At 44.8% G+C, this 22,649-nt stretch carries 23 protein-coding genes; 3 read left to right on the top strand and 20 right to left on the bottom strand.

The annotated features are described in order from the left end of the window. Positions 1–14: 14 nt before the first annotated feature. Entirely contained in the window at positions 15–956 is a 942-nt protein-coding gene (gene nrnA / locus ACMX2I_RS06775) for a bifunctional oligoribonuclease/PAP phosphatase NrnA (protein ID WP_087992432.1), read from the bottom strand. A gap of 130 nt (positions 957–1,086) precedes the next feature. Between nrnA and ACMX2I_RS06770 the strand changes: the two genes are divergently transcribed. Continuing rightward, on the top strand, positions 1,087–1,389 hold the full coding sequence (locus tag ACMX2I_RS06770; protein WP_087992433.1) for a YtpI family protein: 303 nt from the start codon (positions 1,087–1,089) through the stop codon (positions 1,387–1,389). 18 nt (positions 1,390–1,407) lie between these two features. On the opposite strand, the gene ACMX2I_RS06765 is transcribed toward ACMX2I_RS06770, so the two are convergent. From ACMX2I_RS06765 to sppA, 14 genes are all read right to left on the bottom strand, one after another. After that, a complete protein-coding gene (locus tag ACMX2I_RS06765; RefSeq protein WP_414956531.1) occupies positions 1,408–2,727 on the bottom strand; it encodes a DRTGG domain-containing protein in 1,320 nt (439 codons plus the stop codon). Positions 2,728–2,847: 120 nt separating this feature from the next. Then, a complete protein-coding gene (locus tag ACMX2I_RS06760) occupies positions 2,848–3,531 on the bottom strand; it encodes a metal-dependent hydrolase (RefSeq protein WP_289347867.1) in 684 nt (227 codons plus the stop codon). Between the two features lie 61 nt (positions 3,532–3,592). Then, positions 3,593–4,360 (bottom strand): SDR family oxidoreductase, encoded by a 768-nt coding sequence (locus ACMX2I_RS06755; protein WP_414956530.1) that lies wholly within the window; start codon positions 4,358–4,360, stop codon positions 3,593–3,595. A 126-nt stretch (positions 4,361–4,486) separates the two neighbouring features. Beyond that, positions 4,487–4,618 carry a hypothetical protein gene (locus ACMX2I_RS06750; RefSeq protein WP_414956529.1) on the bottom strand — a complete coding sequence of 44 codons (132 nt, stop codon included), beginning with the start codon at positions 4,616–4,618 and terminating at the stop codon, positions 4,487–4,489. 64 nt (positions 4,619–4,682) lie between these two features. Then, positions 4,683–6,068 (bottom strand): argininosuccinate lyase, encoded by a 1,386-nt coding sequence (gene argH / locus ACMX2I_RS06745; protein WP_414956528.1) that lies wholly within the window; start codon positions 6,066–6,068, stop codon positions 4,683–4,685. Then, the gene (locus ACMX2I_RS06740; RefSeq protein WP_148962333.1) at positions 6,065–7,276 is read right to left on the bottom strand and encodes an argininosuccinate synthase; all 1,212 of its coding nucleotides are present in this window, start codon (positions 7,274–7,276) and stop codon (positions 6,065–6,067) included. Before ACMX2I_RS06740 ends, argH begins: the two co-directional genes overlap by 4 nt. Positions 7,277–7,446: 170 nt before the next feature. Next, a complete protein-coding gene (locus ACMX2I_RS06735) occupies positions 7,447–7,959 on the bottom strand; it encodes a MogA/MoaB family molybdenum cofactor biosynthesis protein (RefSeq protein ID WP_414956527.1) in 513 nt (170 codons plus the stop codon). 83 nt (positions 7,960–8,042) lie between these two features. Next, entirely contained in the window at positions 8,043–9,230 is a 1,188-nt protein-coding gene (locus ACMX2I_RS06730; protein WP_087992440.1) for an acetate kinase, read from the bottom strand. Between the two features lie 347 nt (positions 9,231–9,577). Beyond that, positions 9,578–10,564 carry a class I SAM-dependent methyltransferase gene (locus tag ACMX2I_RS06725; RefSeq protein WP_414956526.1) on the bottom strand — a complete coding sequence of 329 codons (987 nt, stop codon included), beginning with the start codon at positions 10,562–10,564 and terminating at the stop codon, positions 9,578–9,580. Between the two features lie 58 nt (positions 10,565–10,622). Next, entirely contained in the window at positions 10,623–11,126 is a 504-nt protein-coding gene (gene tpx, locus ACMX2I_RS06720) for a thiol peroxidase (protein WP_414956525.1), read from the bottom strand. A gap of 109 nt (positions 11,127–11,235) precedes the next feature. Continuing rightward, on the bottom strand, positions 11,236–11,712 hold the full coding sequence (ytfJ, locus tag ACMX2I_RS06715) for a GerW family sporulation protein (protein WP_414956524.1): 477 nt from the start codon (positions 11,710–11,712) through the stop codon (positions 11,236–11,238). Between the two features lie 13 nt (positions 11,713–11,725). Further along, complete coding sequence (locus ACMX2I_RS06710) at positions 11,726–12,406, bottom strand: DUF2953 domain-containing protein (RefSeq protein WP_394715731.1); 681 nt, start codon at positions 12,404–12,406, stop codon at positions 11,726–11,728. 74 nt (positions 12,407–12,480) lie between these two features. Next, positions 12,481–12,975, bottom strand: a complete 495-nt coding sequence (locus tag ACMX2I_RS06705) for an RDD family protein (protein WP_087992445.1) — start codon at positions 12,973–12,975, stop codon at positions 12,481–12,483. A 12-nt stretch (positions 12,976–12,987) separates the two neighbouring features. After that, positions 12,988–13,995, bottom strand: a complete 1,008-nt coding sequence (sppA, locus tag ACMX2I_RS06700) for a signal peptide peptidase SppA (protein ID WP_414956523.1) — start codon at positions 13,993–13,995, stop codon at positions 12,988–12,990. 187 nt (positions 13,996–14,182) lie between these two features. Here sppA and ACMX2I_RS06695 point away from each other — a divergent pair, with 187 nt between their 5' ends. Next, positions 14,183–14,986 carry an NAD kinase gene (locus ACMX2I_RS06695; protein ID WP_414956522.1) on the top strand — a complete coding sequence of 268 codons (804 nt, stop codon included), beginning with the start codon at positions 14,183–14,185 and terminating at the stop codon, positions 14,984–14,986. 33 nt (positions 14,987–15,019) lie between these two features. Here the strand turns inward: ACMX2I_RS06695 and ACMX2I_RS06690 are convergent, their stop codons facing one another. The 5 genes from ACMX2I_RS06690 to ACMX2I_RS06670 form a co-directional block, all read right to left on the bottom strand. Further along, a complete protein-coding gene (locus ACMX2I_RS06690) occupies positions 15,020–16,609 on the bottom strand; it encodes an amidohydrolase (protein WP_414956521.1) in 1,590 nt (529 codons plus the stop codon). Between the two features lie 20 nt (positions 16,610–16,629). Then, positions 16,630–18,219 (bottom strand): acyl-CoA synthetase MbcS, encoded by a 1,590-nt coding sequence (gene mbcS / locus ACMX2I_RS06685; protein WP_414956520.1) that lies wholly within the window; start codon positions 18,217–18,219, stop codon positions 16,630–16,632. Between the two features lie 180 nt (positions 18,220–18,399). Continuing rightward, complete coding sequence (locus tag ACMX2I_RS06680; protein ID WP_010329658.1) at positions 18,400–18,615, bottom strand: alpha/beta-type small acid-soluble spore protein; 216 nt, start codon at positions 18,613–18,615, stop codon at positions 18,400–18,402. 91 nt (positions 18,616–18,706) lie between these two features. Then, a complete protein-coding gene (thiI, locus tag ACMX2I_RS06675) occupies positions 18,707–19,912 on the bottom strand; it encodes a tRNA uracil 4-sulfurtransferase ThiI (protein WP_414956518.1) in 1,206 nt (401 codons plus the stop codon). Positions 19,913–19,915: 3 nt separating this feature from the next. Next, positions 19,916–21,061 carry a cysteine desulfurase family protein gene (locus ACMX2I_RS06670; protein WP_414956517.1) on the bottom strand — a complete coding sequence of 382 codons (1,146 nt, stop codon included), beginning with the start codon at positions 21,059–21,061 and terminating at the stop codon, positions 19,916–19,918. 201 nt (positions 21,062–21,262) lie between these two features. Between ACMX2I_RS06670 and brnQ the strand changes: the two genes are divergently transcribed. Then, positions 21,263–22,597: a branched-chain amino acid transport system II carrier protein gene (gene brnQ / locus ACMX2I_RS06665; protein ID WP_414956516.1), complete on the top strand. Its 1,335-nt coding sequence runs from the start codon at positions 21,263–21,265 to the stop codon at positions 22,595–22,597. Positions 22,598–22,649: the final 52 nt, after the last annotated feature.

Genomic DNA, 22,649 nt, shown 5'->3' with positions numbered 1-22,649 from the left:
AGAGGGTCTCCCCTCTACTTGTGTTCTTTACATAGTGTTTCCAGATCAGCTAAAATCCGATCAGCTTCATCCCAGCTGTAAATAGAGGCGCCTGAAGCAAGCGGATGGCCTCCGCCGTTATATTTCCGGGCAAGTCCGTTAATGACAGGACCCTTCGAACGGAATCTGACTCTGATTTGATCATCTTCTTCTACGAAAAACACCCAAGCGCGAATACCTGAGATATTGCCGAGCGTCCCGACAAGCTGTGACGCTTCAGAAGCCGTGGTGCCGAACTTTTCAAGCGTATCCTTTTTGATGAAAACAGAAGCGGCGCCGTTTTCGGACAATGACACATTTTGAAAGATAAAGCCGTTAAGCTTCACCACATTCAGTTTTGTTTCATACAATTGATTAAACAACTCTGAGGAAGAGAATGGATACTGAATGAGCTCGCCTGCATATTTTAATGTTTTTTCCGTTGTATTCGGAAATAAGAAGCGTCCGGTATCTCCGACAATGCCGGCATAGATCAGCTCTGCCGCTTTCGTATTCAGCTTCCAGCCGTGCTCTTTTCCTTCTAAATACAGCTCGTAAATCATTTCACTTACTGAGCTGGCGCTTGTATCGACCCAGAGAAGGTCACCGTATGGATCTTCGTTCGGATGATGGTCGATTTTCATCAGTTTGGCGCCTGAAGGATAACGCTGATCGTCGACTCTTTCCTGATTTGCCGTATCGCAGACAATGACCAGTGCGCCTTCATATGTTTCATTGTCCACCTCATCAAGGGAATATAGGAAAGAGAGGGACGGTTCAGGCGTGCCGACCGCAAAAATATTTTTTTCTGGATACGTTTCACGCAGGATTTCCGTAAGCCCGCACTGAGATCCATAAGCATCCGGATCAGGGCGCACATGTCTATGTAAGATAATCGTGTCATATAATGATATGGTTCTGATTAATTCTGTTTTCATTTGATACTCCTTTATTGTTTTTATTCATTAAATCACATTCTCTGCCGACGGAAAAGAAAAATAACGTCAAAACCAAGCCCGTTTTTGTATAGAATGGGTTTGTAAACTTTTACGATGGAGGATTTCATTTATGCTGGTTCTTGTTTTTTTGATTGGGCTTTCAGCCTGCTTTTATGTGTACTATAAAGTAAAAGGCGTACGGACAAAGCAAGCTTTGGAAAAAGAAATCTGTTCGGCAAAATCAAGCATGGCCTTAGGGTCACTGGTCCTGTTCTACGGGCTCAACCAAATGATATTATTCCATTCAGTATTAACATTAGTAATCGGCGGTATCTTTATCGTCATAGGAGCAGGAAGCGCTTGGGCAGGTTATAAAGCCTACAGGCATTACAATCCCCTTCACGCCAAAGAAGCTGAAAGAGATCACGCGTAAGGGGCGCCTGAACGTCCCTTAGCTTCTTTCCATCAGCTGAACCATCAGCATCGCTTTAGACGCGATATGGCCTTGGCTGTGCACTTCAACTTCCATTTTTCCAAACTTTCTGCCGGCCTCCAAAATGCGCGGTTTGACTTCGATGACCGATTCCATCTGCACAGGCTTTAAAAAGAAAATGGTGATGCTTTCTATTACGAGTTCACCGCGTTTTTTCGAGCGCAAAAACCGGTTTGCCGCTTGCGTCAAAATGGTTGTAAACACACCATAAGAAATTGTTCCGAGCTGGTTTGTCATCTGCGGCGTGACTTCATACTCGTAAACCGTTTGACCCTCTTTATCATCATCCTCATCTTTAAATCCCCTTGAAACGATATCATCAAGCTTTTCCCCGACCTGCGGCTGCTTTTGAATCATTTGAAGGGCTTTTAACACGTCTTGGCGGCTGATCATGCCGATCAGTTTTTGGTGGCCATCAGTAACGGGAAGCACTTCAATCCCTTCCCATACCATCATTTGCGCCGCCGAGGCGACAGATGTTTTCCCAATAACCGTGACGGGATTTTTGGTCATGACCTTTTCGATGGATGCGTTTCGCTCATGGCCGGCAATATCTTTCGATGTCAAGATGCCGTGGATTTTCATCTGATCGTCGACAACTGGGAACCGGCCGTGCCCCGTTTCAAAGTTTTTCTCATACCATTTTTCAAGTTTATCCTTAGGCGAAAGATATACCGTACGGTCAGCTGGCGTTAGAATGTCCTCCACCAAAACGATTTCTTTTTTGATCAGCTGGTCATAAATCGCCCGGTTAATCATTGCGGCTACTGTAAAGGTGTCATAGCTCGTGGATAAAATCGGCAGCTCAAGCTCATCTGCCAGCTGTACAATACTGTCATCCGTGTTGAAGCCCCCGGTCACCAATACAGCCGCGCCCGCTTCAAGCGCCTGTCTGTGCGCATTGATTCTGTTTCCGACAATCAGAAGATTCCCCGCTGCGGTGTATCGCATCATCGCGTCCAGTTCCATCGCGCCGATGACAAATTTATTTAATGTCTTATGGAGTCCGGCCCGGCCCCCGAGCACCTGTCCGTCTATGACATTTACAACCTCTGCATAGGTAAGCTTTTCAATATTCTCTTTTTTCTTTTGCTCAATCCGGATTGTGCCCACACGTTCAATCGTGCTGACAAACCCTTTATTCTCTGCTTCCTTGATCGCTCTGTATGCGGTCCCTTCGCTTACTTTCATTTCCTTTGCAATTCTTCGCACAGAAATTTTTTCACCGACAGGGAGTGAATCAATATACGTTAAAATTTGTTCATGCTTCGTTGCCAAGCCTTTCACCTCTAAGGACAGTCTTCTGCTTTTATTATAAGGGCTCGGAGGATTTGTACGCAATGAGCGGGAAAAATAAAAAAAACATCTCCTGATGAATCAGGAGATGTTTTCAGCCGGTTAAAGCTCAATCGTCTCACCGACCGCCATGACTTTACCGACTCCGCCCGGCAGGCTGTCAGCGAATGCCTCAGGGTCTTGTTCGATGACCGGGAATGTATTGTAATGAACCGGCACGACCTGTTTTGCCCGCAGCCATTCAGCGGCAAGCTTGGCGTCTTCAGGCCCCATCGTAAAGTTATCGCCAATCGGCAGGAAGGCAAGGTCAATATGATTCAATTCGCCAATCAGCTTCATATCAGAGAAAAGAGCCGTATCGCCGGCGTGGAAAATCGTTCTATCTTCCACAGTCAGCAAAATACCGGCTGGCATGCCTGTGTAAGTGATCGTTTTGTTTTCTTCATCTGTGATGGCTGATCCGTGAAAAGCCTGTGTGAGCTTCACTTTTCCAAAATCGAACTGGCGGGAGCCGCCGATGTGCATTGGATGAACATTCAAGCCTTTCCAGCCTAAGTACACGGCGAGCTCGTTCGGAGCTACAACCAGCGCGTTGTTTTGCTTGGCAATTTGTTCTGTGTCGCCGACATGATCATTGTGTCCGTGCGTCAACAAGATGACGTCTGCTTTTACATCCTCCGGCTTTAGATCCGTTAACGAATTCCCTGTCAAAAACGGGTCAAATATCATATGATGCTCCTTCGTTTCCACTGTGATAACAGAATGTCCGTGATATGTCACTTTCATTTCTTTCACCTCGTCACATTATGTTGATTTTATATTTTCCCTTTTCAAGAAACTGAAAAACTTATGTCGATTGATTCTTATTAATGACATTGAGGCCTCCGGTGGCTTCAATGACAGTCCCTGTCACAAGGTCTGAGTTCCCTTCACACAAGAAAGCGATAATCCGGGCGATATCCTCGCCTGTGCCCGACCTTCCTATCGGCGTTTTTTCTTTGCCAATTCGCTTTCTGGCTTCCTCTATTGACGCTTCCTTCATATCGCCCACAATATCTCCCGGGCAAACCATGTTGGCGGTTATGCCGAATTCGGCTTCTTCAATGGCAATGGTCTTCGTCAAAGAAGCCAAACCCACTTTCGCAGCGCCAAATGCCGATCGGTGAAGCCAGCCTGGCGCGTGCGCCGCACCTTGAAATCCGTATGTGATGATGCGTCCGAACTGTTGTTGTCTCATGGTCGGAATAACCGCTTTGAATAAATGAAAGACGGCGCTTAAATTCCCTTCCAGCATACCGTACCATTCATTATCAGTATAATCGGCTAACTTTTTACGTTCAAATATGTATGGTCCCGCGTTGTTAATCAAAAAGTCGATCCTTCCGAAGCGGTTTAAGGCAGCCTCTGCAATACGGAGCAGATCTTCTTTTTTGGTGACATCACCTTTTACAAATTGCAGCCGGTCAAGGCAATCAGGACAGGCTTCCTTCAGGCGGCTGACAGCCTCCTCATCCCGCCTGTAATTGACTGTTACTGAATACCCCTTTGCAAGCAACATCTCAGTCACTTTTCGGCCTAAACCCTTCGAACCGGCAGTAATTAAAGCATGTCGCACATGAATACCTCCCAAAGCAACGTCGCCGCTTTCAATAAAGTGTTTCTTCTTCTACTTTACTATAAAAGGCCTTCAATATCACTTTTTACACTTTGACATACAAAAAAAGCTGCCTGTACAGACAGCTTAATCCTCAGAAGATGAAGGCTCCTGATCAGACATACCCACATAACCGCTTTGATATGCTTCTGAAATGAGCCTTGTTGTCTCCTGACTTTCTTGATCATCATAAATATAGCGTTCCGGTTCTTTTTTCATCATCCTGCCTCCCATCATTATAGAAATAGGTTGGCTATAATGACGGGATTTTATGAAGGAAATTTTAACAAACGCCTGCTGCCACGCAAGCTTTCGCTTTTCCAAGCGCCTGCTCTACCTGTTTGAACCCGGTGCCTCCGGCGCTCATTCTTTTTTCTACTGCGTGGTAGGGGTCTAACACAGTGTAAATATCTTCTTCAAAGAGCGGGCTCGCCTGCTGAAAATCGCCAAACGGCATATTGCTTAAATAGATCCCTTTTTCGATGCATGTGTACACAAGTTTCCCGACCACTTCATGCGCCTCTCTGAACGGCATTCCTTTTTTCGCTAAATAATCGGCCAGTTCTGTCGCATTTGAAAAGTCTTGTTTTGTCGCTTGCTTCATATTCTCTTTGTTTACAGTCATTGTTTCGATCATGCCTGTGAAGATTTGCAGGCTCCCCTCGACCGTTTTCACCGTGTCAAACATGCCTTCTTTGTCTTCCTGTAGGTCTTTGTTGTAAGCGAGCGGAAGGCCTTTCATGATCGTAAACAGCCCCATCATATCGCCGTATACGCGTCCCGTTTTGCCGCGGATCAGCTCTGCCATATCAGGGTTTTTCTTTTGCGGCATCATGCTGCTTCCCGTTGCGTACGTATCGTCAAGCTCGATGAATTTAAACTCCTGAGAGCACCAGAGAATGATCTCTTCAGAGAAACGGGATAGGTGCATCATCAGCGTACTGCTGTTGCTTAAAAACTCCAAAATGAAATCTCTGTCGCTGACGCCGTCCAGGCTGTTTTCATAGATGGAATCAAAACCGAGCAGTTCTGCTGAATAATCACGGTCGATCGGGAAGGTTGTTCCCGCGAGCGCTCCGCAGCCAAGCGGAGATTTGTTAATCCGCTTCATTGAATCCTGAAAGCGCTCCTTGTCGCGCTCCAGCATCCAGAAATACGCAAGCAAATGGTGAGCGAATGAAATCGGCTGGGCGCGCTGCAAATGTGTGTAGCCCGGCAGAATCGTTTCGACATTCGCTTCCGCCTTTTCGATCAGCGCGTTTTGGAACGCCTCAATCAGCTCAATGATGTGATCGACATGATTTTTCAAATATAAATGCATGTCAGTCGCCACCTGATCATTCCGGCTTCTTCCGGTATGCAGCTTGCCTCCGAGAGGGCCGATTTCGTCAATAAGCATTTTCTCAATGTTCAAATGAATGTCCTCATAATCGACTGAGAATTGCAATGCCCCCTCCTCTGCTTTTTGCAGAAGGGTATTTAGTCCCTCACGGATTTTCAGCTCTTCTTCCGCTGTAAGGATTCCGCATTTTTTCAGCATGGCAGCATGTGCGAGAGACCCTGTAATGTCTTCATTCACTAAATTTTGGTCAAATGATATGGACGCGCCGAACTCGTCGACCCATTTTTCCGGTGTTTTTTGGAATCGGCCTCCCCAAAGCTTTTTCATGCTTTCATCTGCTCCTTCTTTTTCACGATGCTGTTCACTTTTGTCGGAAGTCCCCAAAGCTCGATAAACCCGATTGCCGCATGGTGATCAAACGCATCGTCTTTTGTATATGTTGCAAGTTTTTCATCATATAGAGAGTATTCTGATTTGCGTCCTTCTACAATCGCATGGCCTTTAAACAGCTTGACGCGAACAATGCCTGTGACATGCTGTTGCGTTTCTTTTAAGAAAGCGTGCAGCGCGTCTTTTAACGGAGAAAACCATAAGCCGTTGTAAATGATTTCTGACATTTTTTGCTCGATGATCGGTTTAAAGTGGGCTACCTCTTTTACCAGCGTCAAATCTTCCAATTCTTTATGCGCTTTGATCAGTGTCATTGCACCTGGGCATTCGTATACTTCACGGGATTTAATGCCGACAAGGCGGTTTTCCACGTGGTCGATACGACCGACACCGTGAGCGCCTGCCATTTCATTCAGCTTCAAAATCAGTTCAGAAAGCGAGTAGGCTACGCCGTCAATGGATACAGGCACGCCTTGCTCAAACGCAATTTCAATCACTTCCGGCGTGTCCGGCGTTTTTTCCAGCGGAGCTGTTAGATCGTATGCACCTTCAGGCGGAGCCGCCCATGGATCTTCTAAAATGCCGCACTCGTTTGCGCGTCCCCATAGGTTTTGGTCGATAGAATATGGGCTGTCAAGATTGATCGGAATCGGAATGCCGCGGCTTGCCGCATATTCAATTTCTTCTTCACGTGACCATTGCCATTCCCGAACCGGCGCGATGACTTCAAGATCAGGATTTAATGATTTAATAGAGACCTCGAAACGAACCTGGTCATTCCCTTTCCCTGTGCATCCGTGCGCAATCGCCTGTGCATCTTCTTTTTCAGCGATTTCAACCAGTTTTTTCGCAATCAGCGGCCGAGATAATGCGGAAACGAGCGGATATTTTCCTTCATACATCGTATGAGCCTGCAAAGAGATAAGCGCGTAGTCCTGTGCGAATTCTTCTTTTGCATCGATCACGTAGGAGTTTGTCGCGCCTACTTCCAGCGCTTTCTGCTGAACAAATGCCAAATCCTTGCCTTCACCGACGTCCAGGCAGCAGGCGATCACATTATACCCTTGCTCCTGAAGCCATTTTATTGCAACGGAGGTATCAAGGCCTCCTGAGTATGCTAATACAACTTTTTTCTGTTCTGACATGATAAAAATCTCCTCTCAGCCATGTTTCTTTTTTGTATAAAAATAAATTTTATTTAATAAAAATACATTTTGTATGTATACACTTTAACAAGTACTTTTCGTTTTTTCAAGCCTTTTATTAAAAAAACTTCACCTGAATTTCCAGGTGAAGTTTTTTAGTATTTATTCATTTACTTGTCTTTTCTGATTTCTCTGACGACATGTGCAAGTTCGGGAATAATCAGCTTATTCATTGCCAGCTTTACCGCGCCGCTTGAGCCTGGTGTTGAGAAAACAGCTGTATGCTGGATAACGCCGGCAGTCGCTCTCGATAGGATTGCGGCTGAGCCGATATCCTCTGTATAACTCAGCATTCTGAATATTTCTCCAAAGCCGGGCAGTTCTTTTGAAAACAGCGGCGAAATGGCTTCAATGGTGACGTCCCGATTTGCTATGCCAGTCCCTCCGTTTAAGAGTACCGCGTCTGTCTGTTCATCCATGCAGCCGGCAAGGACAGCCCGCTGCAAAGCATCCTTTTCATCTTTTACAATTTCATAGGCGGCAATGTGATGACCGGCTTCTTCTAAAAATGAGATCATCAGCTTGCCGCTTTTATCCGTTTCTTTCGTCCTCGTGTCACTGACTGTGATCACTTTGCACCGAACGATATCGGGCGCTTCTTGTTTATGCTCTTGAACGCTCATCAGCTCACCTCTTTTATTTTTTCTGTCATTATCATGCATGAACAAAAAAGCACATTCAAGTGAATGTGCTCTTTAAAAACGATTTATTTTGCTAAACGGGTAACGTCGCGCGCAATCATGACTTCTTCATCAGTCGGAATGATCATGACTTTTACTGGAGAATGCGGATAGCTGATGAAAGCTTCCTCGCCGCGTACGTTATTAAGCGCAGTATCCCAGTAAACGCCCATGAATTCTAAGCCGCGAAGAACGCGCTCTCTGACTTCCACACTGTTTTCACCGATACCGGCAGTAAAGATGATCGCATCGACACCGCTCATTCTTGCAGCGTAAGAACCGATGTATTTGTGGATTCTGCTCGCGAAGACTTCAAGGGCCGTTTCTGCACGCTCATTTCCTTCTTTGGTTGCTTCAACGATGTCACGAAGATCGCTTGAGAAACCGGAGATGCCGAGCAGTCCGCTTTTTTTGTTTAATGTATTCAGTACTTCGTCAGCTGTCTGGCCTGTTTTCTCCATGATGTATGGGATCAGGGCGGGGTCGATGTTTCCAGAGCGTGTACCCATTGCCACACCGGCAAGCGGCGTAAAGCCCATAGATGTATCAATTGATTTTCCGCCTTCAACAGCAGCAATACTAGCGCCGTTTCCAAGGTGGCAGGAAATCAGGCGTAAGTCTTTTAACGGACGGCCAAGAAGCTCTGCTGCACGCTCAGTCACATATTTATGTGAAGTGCCGTGGAAGCCGTATTTACGGATGCCGAATTTTTCATAGTATTCATAAGGCAGGCTGTACAGGTAAGACTGTTCAGGCATAGTTTGGTGGAATGCCGTATCAAAAACAGCAACCGCAGGAACATTTGGAAGCACTTCTTTGAACGCTTTAATTCCAACGATATTCGCCGGATTGTGAAGCGGTGCCAATTCAGAAATATCTTCAATTTCTTGAATGGTTTCATCACTTAATAAGACAGAATCGCTGAATTTTTCTCCGCCGTGCACGACACGGTGGCCGATTCCGTCAATTTCATTCAAATCTTTAATAATGCCGAATTCCGTTAGCTTATTCAGCAGCATTTTAACCGCTACCGCATGATCCGGAATATCAGTTACTTCTGTATTTTTTTCGCCGTTTACAGATATCGTAAATACACTGTCGGCGATACCAATTCGTTCAACTAAACCCTTCGTTAAAACCGTTTCTGAAGGCATTTCGAAAAGCTGAAATTTCAAAGACGAGCTTCCTGCGTTAATTGCAATAATTTTGGACATGATTGACGCTCCTTTATACTCTGTATCAACAACTTCTTTTTTTCGTACTTTTTTCCCGGTGAATATCATCTTCTTCTCCGAAAAATATCTGACTTTTCCATTTAAACATTGTCATGTCGGCATTTCAAGTCAACTTGTATATTGATAACGCTTACAGTGAGAAGTCGTTATTTTCAGACATATTACCTATAGGTTTTGAATTGACAAACGCTTACATCTTGCGGTTTTCCCTTCTATATTTTGTGTTTCAAAACTTGATTCAATTCGCCCGTCCGGTCATCAAGTGCCACAATAAAAACAGCTTAGGCATCCATCGTATGACGGCCGCCTAAGCTGCTATTCGACATCTATTTTTCTTTTCCAACCCACGCATCTATTTGAGCCATCATATCAAGCATCGCCTTCTGATTGGAGAAAGACGGAAGATTCGCAAGCAGAATTTGCCCCGGCGTTTTCGTCCCCTCTCCTTTTTTCTGGAGCACAAGGATGCTTTTGGCATGAGCCTCTTCTTTAAAAATAGACTTTGGCAGCTGCAAAAGGGCGTTGATATGAACCTTTTCTTTAAAAAACTGTTTCAGCTTGTCGCTTTGGGAGCTCTCAAACAAATGATTCGGGATCATAAAAAATAAATAGCCGCCCGGTTTGGTATGTTTGAGGCTCTGTTCTATAAACAGATGATGTGCGAAGGAATGGCCTTCGTCCGCTTTGAGCTCAAACGCTTCTGCTCCTTCGTCATTCGGATAATAGCCGACCGGCAGATCGCATATGACCGTGTCAACAGGATCGATAAACAGCGGCTCAAGGCTGTCCTGATGGAACAGCTCAAGCTCTTTTTTCAAAAGGTTCGCTTGGGCATACGCGATCTTCAGCAGTACGTCATCAATTTCAATGCCAAAGCTATTCGCCGTTTTTTCAGACAGCTGGTTCAGCACGGTGAACAGAAGGTTTCCCGTTCCGACAGCCGGATCAAGGACCGTAAGTTCCTTTTGGCCCGCCATAAACTTATTCACCAAATAACTGATGAAAAGCCCGATCGTGTCCGGCGTCATCTGTCTGTTCGGATGAGAGATATCTTTCAGGCCTTTCAGGACAGACAGCTGAAAAGCTTTGCGCACCCACTCGTGCTCATATGTGCCGAATTCCGCTTTTTCAAGCAGAGCCTGAAGCTGTTCGGTTTTCTCATCAGACAGTTTCAGCTGATTCGTTTTTTCAAGAAAATACATTTCTCCCGCTTCAGCCAGCGCCTCTATATATGAAATTTGCCATTCATTCTTTATGATGATCGCGGCTTCGTCTAACAGCTCGTACACCGCGCCCACATGGTCTTTTTGCATATGTGTTCCTCCTTGCCATAAAAAAAGCTCCGGCGGCAGCCTGGAGCTTCTTCCCTGCTTACTTCACTAATGCCTTGGCAGCCTCGATTGGCTCTTCATAGTTCGGGTGGTTTGTTGCTTCACTTACATATTCTGCGTAAACGACTTTTCCATTCTCATCAAGGACAAATACGGAACGCGCAAGCAGACGAAGTTCTTTAATATACACACCGAACGCTTCGCCAAATGACATGTCTCTGTGGTCAGACAGCGTTTCTACTTTGTCAATTCCGTTAGCGCCGCACCAGCGAGCTTGTGCAAATGGAAGGTCTGCACTGATTGTGTAGACGTTGACATCTCCAAGCCTTGCTGCTTCTTCGTTAAAACGGCGTGTTTGCGCATCACAAACACCTGTGTCAATTGAAGGGATAACAGAAATAATCGTTACCTTTCCTTTCATATCAGCTAACGATTTTTCTTCAAGGCTGTTAGTCAGCACTGTGAAATCAGGAGCTTGATCCCCTACTTTCACTTCTTGTCCGACAAGTGTAACCGGACCGCCTTTAAATGTAATTTCAGCCATTATAATTCCTCCCTTTTGTATGTATGTCTCTATCATAGTAAAGTTTCCTGCAAACTGCAAAGTTTATGCCAAAAAAAAGTTAACTGCGGCGGCCGCAGTTAACCCTTCTTTAATAATTCATATTGTTCATATTGTTCATTTGATTTGGGTTTTGGTTTTGGTTTTGGTTTTGGCCTTGGTTCTTGTTGTTTTTCTTAAACATTTGCTGGATGCGCTCTAGTGTTTGAGGAGCTGCGTCTAAAATTTTCTCGATCAAATGAGTGTTTTCATCTAAATGAAGCATTCTGATGCCGGTCGATCCGACAATTAAAAACGCGATCGGTGTAATGGACACACCGCCTCCGCTTCCGCCTCCGAAAGGGAGTTTTTGTTCTCTTGTCTCATCGTCTCCGGATTTCTTTTCTGCCGGCTTACCGCCAAACTCACTTCCGCCTGCAGCGAATCCGAATCCAACTTTAGAGACCGTTAAAATCACGCTTCCATCCGGCGTTTCCACCGGGTCTCCGATGATGGTGTTAACATCAATCATTTCCTTCAAGTTTTCCATTGCGGTTTTCATTAAACCTTGAATGGGATGGTCTGCCATATACGCTTCCTCCTTAAACTGATGAATCATTCTTTGAAGTCATTCGAGACGACGGATTCTTCTTTAATGCGGATAACTCCCGTCCGTATTTGACGAATTTGAAAGCTGCAAGCATAGCATGTCCAAAGCGAAAAAAGAATATACACTGAAAATGGGTCTTGGAGACAGGGACTTGAAACGACGGGATCACTTCATAGACGGGTTTCTCCACAAAATCCAGATGCTCATACAGCATCGCAGCGATACCGCCTTTCACACCCCATACAGCACCTGTTAACACGCCTGTTACTGCTGCGTCATGAATTCCCACGATTGTAACCCATTCGAGTTTTGTGATATGTAAATGCGCCAAAAAAGTCGCGTTGATTTTCCGTAAATTTTTGACCTGGTGCAGAAGCATTTCGATTTTATGGATACTTTGCTGCACATCATCAAATGTGATTTTTTGCTTGCCGCTGCTTTCTTTCACTTTGGATTTTGATTTTTGTTTGATGTCAACTGTTCCGTCAGCTTTGTTCACCTTAATGGCCGGGATTGATTTTTTGACCCGGATCAGGCCAAACAGCGTCGTAATCTTCAAGGTCAGTTTGTCGTTATCCTCGGCATGAAGATACTCGACCGCAACATGTACTTTCATTCTGAGAAGCAGCACGATACCTATAAGAATAAGAATGGCTGTCAGCACATATACCATATTCTTCACTTCCTCTAGGAGCATTATCGCCAATCCAGAAAAAAATAAACCCGGACGAGGTCCGGGTTTATCGGTTATTTGCGATATAGTTTTTCATGCACCACAGTCGTGTCCGCGATGTAGTCATGAATCCCCTGTTTTGTAGGTGAAAAAGCAACGACGATATATAAAATCCAAATCTTATCAATATACCGTCCGACTACTTCACGAAAAATCACTGTACTCCATGTCAGCTTATGGTCCGGTTTCACAGAAACCACTTTGAGGCCGAACACCATTTTTCCAAGCGTCTGCCTGAAGAACTTTGTCAGCAGGGCAAAATAGGCAAGAAACACTACAAGCGTAGTCACACTGTAGGCCGAGAAGGTAAACATGCCGGATGTTTTCGGCAGATCCAATACGGTAAAGAGGGGAGAAACAAGTAAATGGTTTAATCCCCATACAACGAGCCAATCAAGCAGGAAAGCCCAGAAACGAACCCAAAAGCCCGCATAAGCATGTGTCAGCTGCTCCGCTTCTTGCGGGCCTTTGATGTCATTGCGCTCAAACTCTTCATATGTCACATCCATTATTGATCCCTCCTACTTCGCATAGAGATACATCATTCTCGGCGAACCGGATTGTGAAAGAATTTCTCTCATATTAAGAAAATCGATTTCACTCTTAAACATTTTGTTGGCGCCCATGGAAAACAGCGAGCCTAATCCTAAGCTTTCCTCGTAAGAAATGACAGAGGCGTTTTTTAAATCCTTATGATCCTTTTTCATCGCTGAAATGGTATCGTCATAAAAACCAAGTTCATCAACGAGCTTCAGTTTTTTCGCCTGCCGTCCGTCATACACACGTCCGTCCGCAATTTTCTTTACCTCCGCTTTCGACATGCCGCGGCCTTCAGAAATGACATCAACAAATCCTTCATAAGAATGATCAACCATAGATTGCATGATGTTCTTTTCTTCTTTCGTCATCTCACGGGAAGGAGACATAATATCCTTATGGGCCCCGCTCTTAATCGTTTCAAAAGAAATTCCGAGCTTATCAGAAAGCTTAGAATAATTAACACTTTCCATAATGACGCCGAGTGACCCAGTTAAGGTTTCCGGGGTCGCAAAAATCTTATCAGCCGCCGTCGAGATGTAATAGCCGCCGGATGCTGCCATCGATCCCATTGACACGTAAATCGGTTTTTTTGTTTCTTTCTTGATCTCTTCCAGCTTCTTATGTATTTCAGCACTTTCATATACTCCGCCGCCCGGAGAATTCACTTTCAGAACGATGCCTTTAACTGTCTTGTCTTCTTTTGCACGCTCAAGGTTTTTTAAGAACGTTCTGTGGTTATATCCGCCTGATCCGAGCAGACTGCTTGAATCCCCATTATCCTGAATGGTGCCGCTGACCTCCAATACGGCAATTTTACTTGAGAGACTGCCGTTTTCCAGCGTCTTTTCCTGCGATTCATCCGTCAGTGATGAGAGATCCGTTTGAGCGCTTTTGACGCTTTCAAAGAAACTCATTGAGATACTGACGATGATGGAAACGCCGAAAATCCCCAGGGCAATCACTAATGCGATCCATCTTTTTGCATTCATTTTTTTCTCCTCCTTTTTCCCAAACTCTCTCATAATACGATTCAATATCAAAAATGTTTCAATCAATGAGAAAGCTCTGGCTTAACGGGCTGCCGCCAAACGTGGTACACTTATGGCCAAAGGTATTTTATCACAAATACTAAATGACAGAAAAACTTAAATATGACAGCTAAAGGGGAAATGGGATATGACCGATCAACGCCGTAATGTTTATTTTTTTCACAAACAGGACCAGAAAACAAACGAACAAACCAGCATGTTAACACAATTGGCTGAAGAGCATGGATTTACGGTTGTGAATCAGCCTTCAGACGCCAATATTATCGCAAGCATTGGCGGGGACGGCACATTTTTGCAAGCAGTCAGAAAAACGAATTTCCGTGACGATTGCTTGTACGTCGGCATTACCAAAAAGGGGAAAGCTCATTTATATTGCGACTTTCATAGTGATGATCATGGAAAAATGGTCGATGCAATGACGTTTGAACAAATAGAAGTCAGAAAATATCCGCTGATTGAAGTGACAGTGGATAACGCCAGCCCTTTTCACTGCTTAAACGAGGTTTCCATCCGTTCAAGCATTATTAAAACCTTTGTGATGGACGTGTTGATTGATGATCTGCACTTTGAAACGTTTAGAGGAGACGGTATGATCATCTCAACGCCGACAGGCAGCACCGCATATAACAAGTCTGTCGCAGGAGCAGTTGTTGACCCGCTGCTTCCGTGCATACAGGTATCTGAGCTTGCATCCCTTAACAATAACACCTATCGGACACTCGGCTCGCCATTTGTCCTCAGCTCTGACCGAAAGCTGACCCTTCGTGTAATGCAAGACGGCAATGAGCACCCGATCATCGGTTTGGACAATGAAGCACTCAGTACGAGAAACGTGAAAACGATCGAAATCAAACTGTCTGACAAAAAAATCAAAACAGTCAAACTAAAGGACAATTCATTTTGGGAGAAAGTGAAGCGTACTTTTTTATAGAAAATGAAAAGGACAGGCTGCCCGCCTGTCCTTTTATGACTTCTCATATACAATCTGGCCGTTGATCACGGTTTTTTTAATGTCCAGAAGATGAAGCTGTGCAGGATCAATTGCAAATGGATCATCGCTGAGAACCGTAAAATCCGCGTCATAGCCCTCGGCAATTTTTCCGCGTGAATTGTCTTTATAAATGATCCCGGCGCTTCCTTCTGTATAGAGCTTAATCGCTTCATACACCGTTAAACATTCGCTTTCATTATAGCTTGGCCCGTTCTGTTCACGGGTGCTTTTTCGGAGCACCGCGGACTGGATGCCAAGAAGCGGGTCAGCAGGCTCAATCGGGGCGTCTGAGCCGCCCGCGCATAAAATGCCTTTGGACATCAGCGTTTTCCATGCAAAGGCAGTTTTCATCCTGCCTTTTCCGAGACGGTCAATGACCCAAGGAAAATCACTGGTGACGAAATGAGGCTGAATATCAAGTGCGATCGGCATGCGTGCCGCTTTTTCAATTAATTCGTCATTGAGCACTTGAGCATGAATCAGCCGATCATGCCGGCCGTTTCGGGGCGGTTGCTTTTCAATTGCGTTCAGCACTTTTTCAAACGCAAGATCGCCGATCGCATGAACGGCAACCTCCATGCCTTTTTCTCTCGCTTTTCGAATAAGCCGGCCAAGGGTTTCATCATCATGAACCTGAACACCATTAGTGGATGGATCGTCGTGATATGGTTCTTTCAATAAAGCCGTTCTCCCGCCAAGCGCCCCGTCAGCAAATATTTTCATGGCACCGAATTCCACATACGGGCCCGACGGCTTCTCCAGCTGCTCCCATCGATCGACCGCTTCATGATGAACGAGCAAATGACAGCGAAACGGATACTTTCCGCTAGCGGCAGTTTTCTCATAAGCTTTCATCGGCACCGAAACATCACCATAATAGGACAAGTCTTCCGAATGTCCGCCCGTCAGGCCTTTTGACCAGCAATCCTCTATCGCAGCTGTGAGCGCCTCATCAACATAGTGCTGGGAGACTGGCGGGACAGCCTTTAGAATCAGATCCTGCGCCTTATCAAACAGAAGCCCGGTCGGCTCTCCATTTTCATCTTTTACGATGACTCCGCCGTCAGGGTCAGAAGTGTTTCTTGAAATCCCTGCCGCTTGAAGAGCCGCAGAATTAACAGTTATTGCATGCCGGCATACCCGCTTAAGCAAGACGGGCCTGTCTGGAAATAAACGATCAAGATCATGCTTGGTCAAATAGTCCGGTGTCTCAAATTGATTTTCATTCCAGCCTTCTCCAATGAGCCAATCGCCTTCAGGATACTGACGCTCTCTTTCCTTGACAGCCTGTAAAACAGCTTCTTTCGACGTCAGCGCAGACAGATCGAGCTGAAGCTGTTTCTCGCCGTGGCCGATCAAGTGTAAATGGCTGTCGACAAATCCGGGAAACATCACTGCCCCGTTCAGGCTGATTTCTTCTGTGTCCGGGGACCCGTATTTTTTCTTCAGACGCTCATGGCTGCCGGTGCCTTTTATGACACCATCCTCAACATAAACCGCCTCTGTCCGATCGCCTTCTTCGAGCATCGTATAAATGAAACCGCCGTGCCATATCGCCTTCACTTCACGTCCACTCTCTTTCTTTACGCCTTTTTATTAGCTTTGAGCTGTTCTTCACGTTTTCTTAATTCCACTCGTCTGATTTTTGCAGAAGCCGTTTTCGGCAGGCTTTCCACAAATTCAATTTCTCTAGGATATTTGTACGGAGCGGTAATGGTCTTCACATGATTTTGCAGGACTTTGACAAGCTCATCACTGCGTTTTTCGTGATCCTGCAGGACAACATACGCCTTAACGATGGAACCTCTGATTTCATCAGGGCTTGCGACAACAGCACATTCTTTTACTTCGGGGTGCTTAACGAGCGCGTCTTCCACTTCAAAGGGCCCGATCGTGTAGCCGGAGCTGATAATGATATCGTCGTTTCGGCTTTCAAACCAAAAGTAACCTTCTTCATCTTTTTTTGCTCTGTCTCCTGTTAGGAAATAATCGCCGCGAATTTGTGTTTTCATTCTTTCCGGGTCTTTGTAATATTCTTTAAAGAGCGCCGGCGTGCTGAGGTGGACAGCGATATCGCCAACCTCACCAGTTTTACAGATTTCACCGGCTTCATTAATGATCTCCACCTGATTTCCCGGTGTCGGTTTTCCCATGCTTCCTGGTTTAATATCCATGTCTTTTAAGACACCGACTAAAAGCGTGCTTTCTGTTTGGCCATATCCGTCCCGCACCTTAATGCCGAAGTGCTTTTGAAAAACATCAATGACTTCACGGTTAAGCGGTTCGCCTGCGGAAACGGCACTGTGCAGGGCGGAAAGATCATAGCGGTCCAAGCCTTCAACCTTCGCCATTAAGCGGTATTCCGTCGGCGTACAGCAGAAGACATTGATTTTGTAGCGGCTTAAAAGTTCTAGATATGTTTCTGCTTTGAATCTGCCTTGGTACACAAAACCCGTTGCTCCGCTGCCTAGCACAGCTAAAAACGGGCTCCATACCCACTTTTGCCAGCCTGGTGCAGCAGTTGCCCAGACAGTATCCTTTTCAGAAATATCAAGCCAAGCGCCGGCCGATGTTTTTAAATGAGCAAATGCCCAACCGTGCGTATGTACAACACCTTTAGGCTGACCTGTTGTTCCGGAGGTGTAAGATAAGAAGGCCATATCTTCTCTTGTTGTGTCAGCTGTTTGGAATCGGCTTCCGTCCGCTTCAATCGATAAGAGATTCTTCCAGCCGGCATCGTTTTCGCCAATAGACAGCTTAATCAGTTTGTCAGCAGTACTGACATCACGGAAGGCGCCGATAAACGCAGAATAGACAATAGCGCCTTTCACTTCTGCATGTTCAATTCGGTATTCAAGATCTTTCGCACGAAGCATTTCGGAGCACGGAATGACAACCATGCCTGATTTCAGGATAGCCAGATAAACCGCATATGCTTCAAGCACCCGCGGAACCATTACAATCAGCTTGTCGCCTTTTTTAAATCCAAGATCAGCCAAAGCCGCTCCGATTTTATTTGTTTCTTCCATCAGCTTTTCATATGACCAAGATTCTTGCTTGCCAGACTCATCCTCCCATAGAAGAGCGGTTTTTTGTCCAGCGGCACTGAATTTTTCAATCTCATTCACTAAATTATATTGCATAGGGGCAATTAAATCTTCTCGTTTTAACACGAACAACTCCTCACTTTCTCCTCCCATTATACATAAATACAGGCTCTTCCCGTAAGGATTTGCCTAAAAACCAGCTCGATAAACATATGTTTTTATAGGTCGGATGGTCCTTTTTTATATATAAAAACGAAAAAGAGTGGGGGAAAACCCCACTCCTAAGCCATTATGTGAAATTGTAAATTAGAATTGTCCTCCGCCCATGTTTTGTTGAGCAAAAGAAACAAGACGTTTTGTGATCTCTCCTCCAACAGAACCGTTAGCGCGAGAAGTTGTGTCTGCTCCAAGGTTTACACCGAATTCAGAAGCGATTTCTAATTTCATTTGGTCGATGGCTTGAGCAGCTCCTGGTACTAGGAGTTGGTTACTGCTGTTACCGTTTTGACTGTTTTGTGCCATGTGTCTCACCTCCTTGTGAGTATAGAATGTGTTAAAACACATGGCTTCATACAGAAAAACTTTGGTAATTACAGACAGAAGCTTCGGCTGGTTAAAAGAGTTCCGCGAATTTATCGTTTGCTTCTTGTTCGCTATACAGCGTCATTGTCTCAATGTTTTCAACAGCTTCTTGGATATACGGCTCAAAATCAACAAAGCTTTCATAGTGTTCAATTTTTTCTTTTTTAGGACGTGTTTTCGGGCTTGGCGGCGTAAAGATCGTGCAGCAGTCTTCAAACGGCTGAATGCTTGTCTCATATGTGCCGATTTCCCGTGACTTTTCGATGATGTCTGTTTTATCCATGCCGATCAACGGACGCAAAATCGGTGTTGACGTCACCGCGTTTATCGCATACATGCTTTCAAGCGTTTGGCTCGCTACCTGACCGAGGCTTTCTCCTGTAATGATGGCAAGTCCGTTTCTCTTTTCTCGGATTCTGTCGGCAATTTGAAGCATGAGGCGGCGGGTTGCCGTCATTGTGTAGTTCTCAGGAATTTGTTTTTGGATGAGCTCTTGCGTTTTTGTAAACGGAACGATATGAAGCGTCATGCTTCCCCCAAAGCGGGACAGGCATTTTGCCAGATCCATTACCTTTTGTTTTGCGCGCTCGCTTGTGTATGGCGGGCTGAAGAAATGAACAGCTTCTACCGACAGTCCCCGTTTCATCGCATAAAAACCGGCCACAGGGCTGTCAAAACCGCCGGAAAGCATGAGCATTGCTTTGCCTGCTGAACCGACTGGCAGGCCGCCTGCACCTTTTTCATCGCGAATCGTCAAAAAGGTCGCTTCCTCCCTGATTTCGATTCTGAGCGGGATGTCAGGGTTGCGGACATCGACCGTCAATCCTTCTGTATTTCTCAAAATATGGCCGCCGATTTCAGCGTTCATTTGGTTTGTATCTAACTCAAATTGTTTATACGCTCTCTTCGTCGCGACTTTAAACGTATCACCAGGCTGATACTGATTCTTAATAGCATGGAGAGCAGTTGCCTTAATATCATCAAGGCGGCTGTCACACTTAATCGCCAGGCTGAAGCTTTGAATGCCAAACACCTGCTTTAAAAGAGGAAAAAGAGCCTCCGGATCTTCTCCATTTAATGTAATCGTCATGCGGTCACGATTGGAAAAGTATTTTAAGTTCGGATAGTCTTTCAAAACGAGTCTGACGTTTTGCTTTAAACGCGCAATAAAACTTTTTCTGTTTTTGCCTTTGGTTGATATTTCCCCAAAACGAATTAATATATGATCGTAATTCATGTTCTACCTCATCATTTTCTTTAATTTTTTGATGCCGGGACGAAGCGCGTTCATAAACGGTTCTGCCACATCGCTTGTCTGGCTGTAGTTTAAGCTGATTCTGATGCTGCTTCCGGCAATTTGCTCTCCCTTGCCCATCTGTAAGAGAACTTTGCTGGGCTTATGTTCTTTTGCTGAGCAGGCCGATGTTGTTGAGACGAATATATCCTGTTCTTCGAGCATGTGTAAAAGCACCTCTGCTTTAATCCCAGGAACCGAGAAATTAATAATGTGCGGCGCACTATCTATTTGCGGCGTGTTGACAACGACGCCTTCAGTTTCACTCAGCTTTTTCATAAACCATTCTTTTGCGGCAGTCATCGTGCCAAGCCTCGTTTCAAAATCGGCAGCCGCAAGATTAATGGCTTTGGCAAGCGAAACCGCACCCGCAATATGTTCCGTCCCGGCCCGAATGCCTTTTTGCTGAGAGCCACCCGTTATCAGCGGAATAAGGCGTGTTCCTTCTTTTACGATAAGCGCGCCTGTCCCCTTCAGGCCGTGAAATTTATGCCCGGAAATCGAACAAAGATCAATGCCGGCCTTTTCAATGGCCAAAGGCACTTTATAGATGCCCTGCACATAATCGACGTGGAACAAAATGTTCGGGTGCTCTTTCAGCACTTCCCCCGCCTCTTCAATCGGCTGCACGGAACCGACTTCATTGTTCACATGCATCATGCTGACAAGCACGGTATCCGGGCGGATGGCTTGTTTCAGTTCTTCAATTGAAACAAATCCGTCTTCATTCACCGAAAGATAAGTGACGTCAAACCCGAATAACTCTGTCAGCTGTTCTAACGATTCCGCCACAGACGGATGCTCGATAGAAGTGGCAATGATATGTTTGCCTGCTTTTATTTTTGACAAAGCGGCTCCTTTTAAAGCCAAATTATTAGCTTCTGTAGCGCCTGACGCAAATACAATATCATAATTCTTTAGACCTAAGGCCCTTTTTATCTGATGTTTAGCTGCCTGAAGCAGCTGTTCCGTTTCAGCTCCATACCGGTGCAAAGATGAAGGATTTCCAAAATATCGTCTGCTTGTTTGTTCATATGTATTCAAGACTTCATCGTAAGGTTTAGTCGTTGAACTATTGTCTAAATATAACATCTTTTTACTCCTTTAATATGAAAGCGATACAAAACTAATTTTATATGTTACCATAACAAATTAGTGCTGAAAAAGTAAATAAAATTACTATTGACTTCTTCATACATTCACCTATAATTAAATTTGTTACTTTCGTCATATTATCTGACAATTAATTGACAGAATATTCTACCATAGTGAAATTAGGAGGATTTATACGTTATGAAATCAACACTATCAGCCAAGGAAACGATCGCCATCGGGCTTATGCTCTTCGCTTTGTTCTTTGGCGCAGGAAATATGATATTTCCGCCGGAACTTGGACAAGCGGCCGGCGAAAATGTTTGGAAAGCGATGGCAGGATTTCTCGTGACGGGTGTCGGTCTGCCGCTTTTAGGTGTTGTCGCTGTTGCATTAACAGGTACGGATGCCAAAGGCCTTGCTGATAAAGCACATCCGGTCTTTGGAACTATTTTTACAGTTGTTCTTTATTTAACAATCGGACCGCTTTTTGCGATTCCGCGAACAGGCACTGTTTCTTATGAAATTGCGGCTGTACCTTTTGTAGACGGCATGCCGTCATGGCTCACACTTCTTCTGTTTACGCTCATTTTCTTTGCTATTACGTACTATCTAGCTTTAAACCCTACAAAGCTTGTTGACCGGATCGGCAAGGTATTAACACCTATTTTACTTGCTGTTATCGCAATTGTAGTCATCAAAAGCATCGTGACGCCGATGGGGGGCATTCAGTCACCGCATGAAGCGTATGTTTCCGGATCATTGTTTAAAGGATTTTTAGAAGGCTATAAAACAATGGATGCACTTGCTTCTATCGTGTTTGGAATTGTCGTTGTTAATGCCGTTAAGGACAGAGGCATCACCAATCGTAAATCAGTTGCTTCCGTATGTATTAAAGCGGGACTTGTTGCAGCAGCAGGACTCGGTCTTGTTTACGTTTCACTCGCATATTTAGGGGCAACAAGCACAGAATCTATCGGTCTGCTTGGTGCGGGAAGCAAAATTTTATCAGCATCATCGCAGCACTTGTTCGGGTCTTTGGGAAATATCATTTTAGGTGTCGCTATCCTATTCGCGTGCTTGACAACAAGCATCGGCCTTGTCTCTTCATGCGGAAATTATTTCTCAAAGCTGATTCCTTCTTTATCTTATAAAACCGTTGTAACGATTGTCACTGTGTTCAGCTTTATTATTTCTAACTTTGGGCTGTCAAATATCATTTTATTCTCAGTTCCTATTTTATCAGCTATTTATCCATTAGCAATTGTTATCATTTTGCTTTCGTTTATTGAAAAATTATTTAAAGGCAGACGTGAAGTATATATTCTTTGTTTAATCGCCACTGGTATTTTCAGTATTATCGACGGCCTGAATGCCGCAAGCATTCCGCTTGGTTCTTTAAATAAAGTTCTCAGCAATACGCTACCGCTTTACAGCTTAGGATTCGGCTGGGTCATCCCTGCTATCATTGGAGGCATTGCCGGTTATCTGATTTCTCTTATCAGTTCGAATAAAAAACCAGCTGATATCAACTAGTGAAAACGAAAAGCCTTTTTGGATCTAAATCCAAAAAGGCTTTTTTATATTC

This window comes from Bacillus sp. SW14, assembly GCF_047608225.1.
GTDB lineage: Bacteria > Bacillota > Bacilli > Bacillales > Bacillaceae > Bacillus > Bacillus subtilis_G.
The sequence above is the reverse complement of the archived record's forward strand: the minus strand, read 5'-3'. Positions and strand labels throughout refer to the sequence as shown.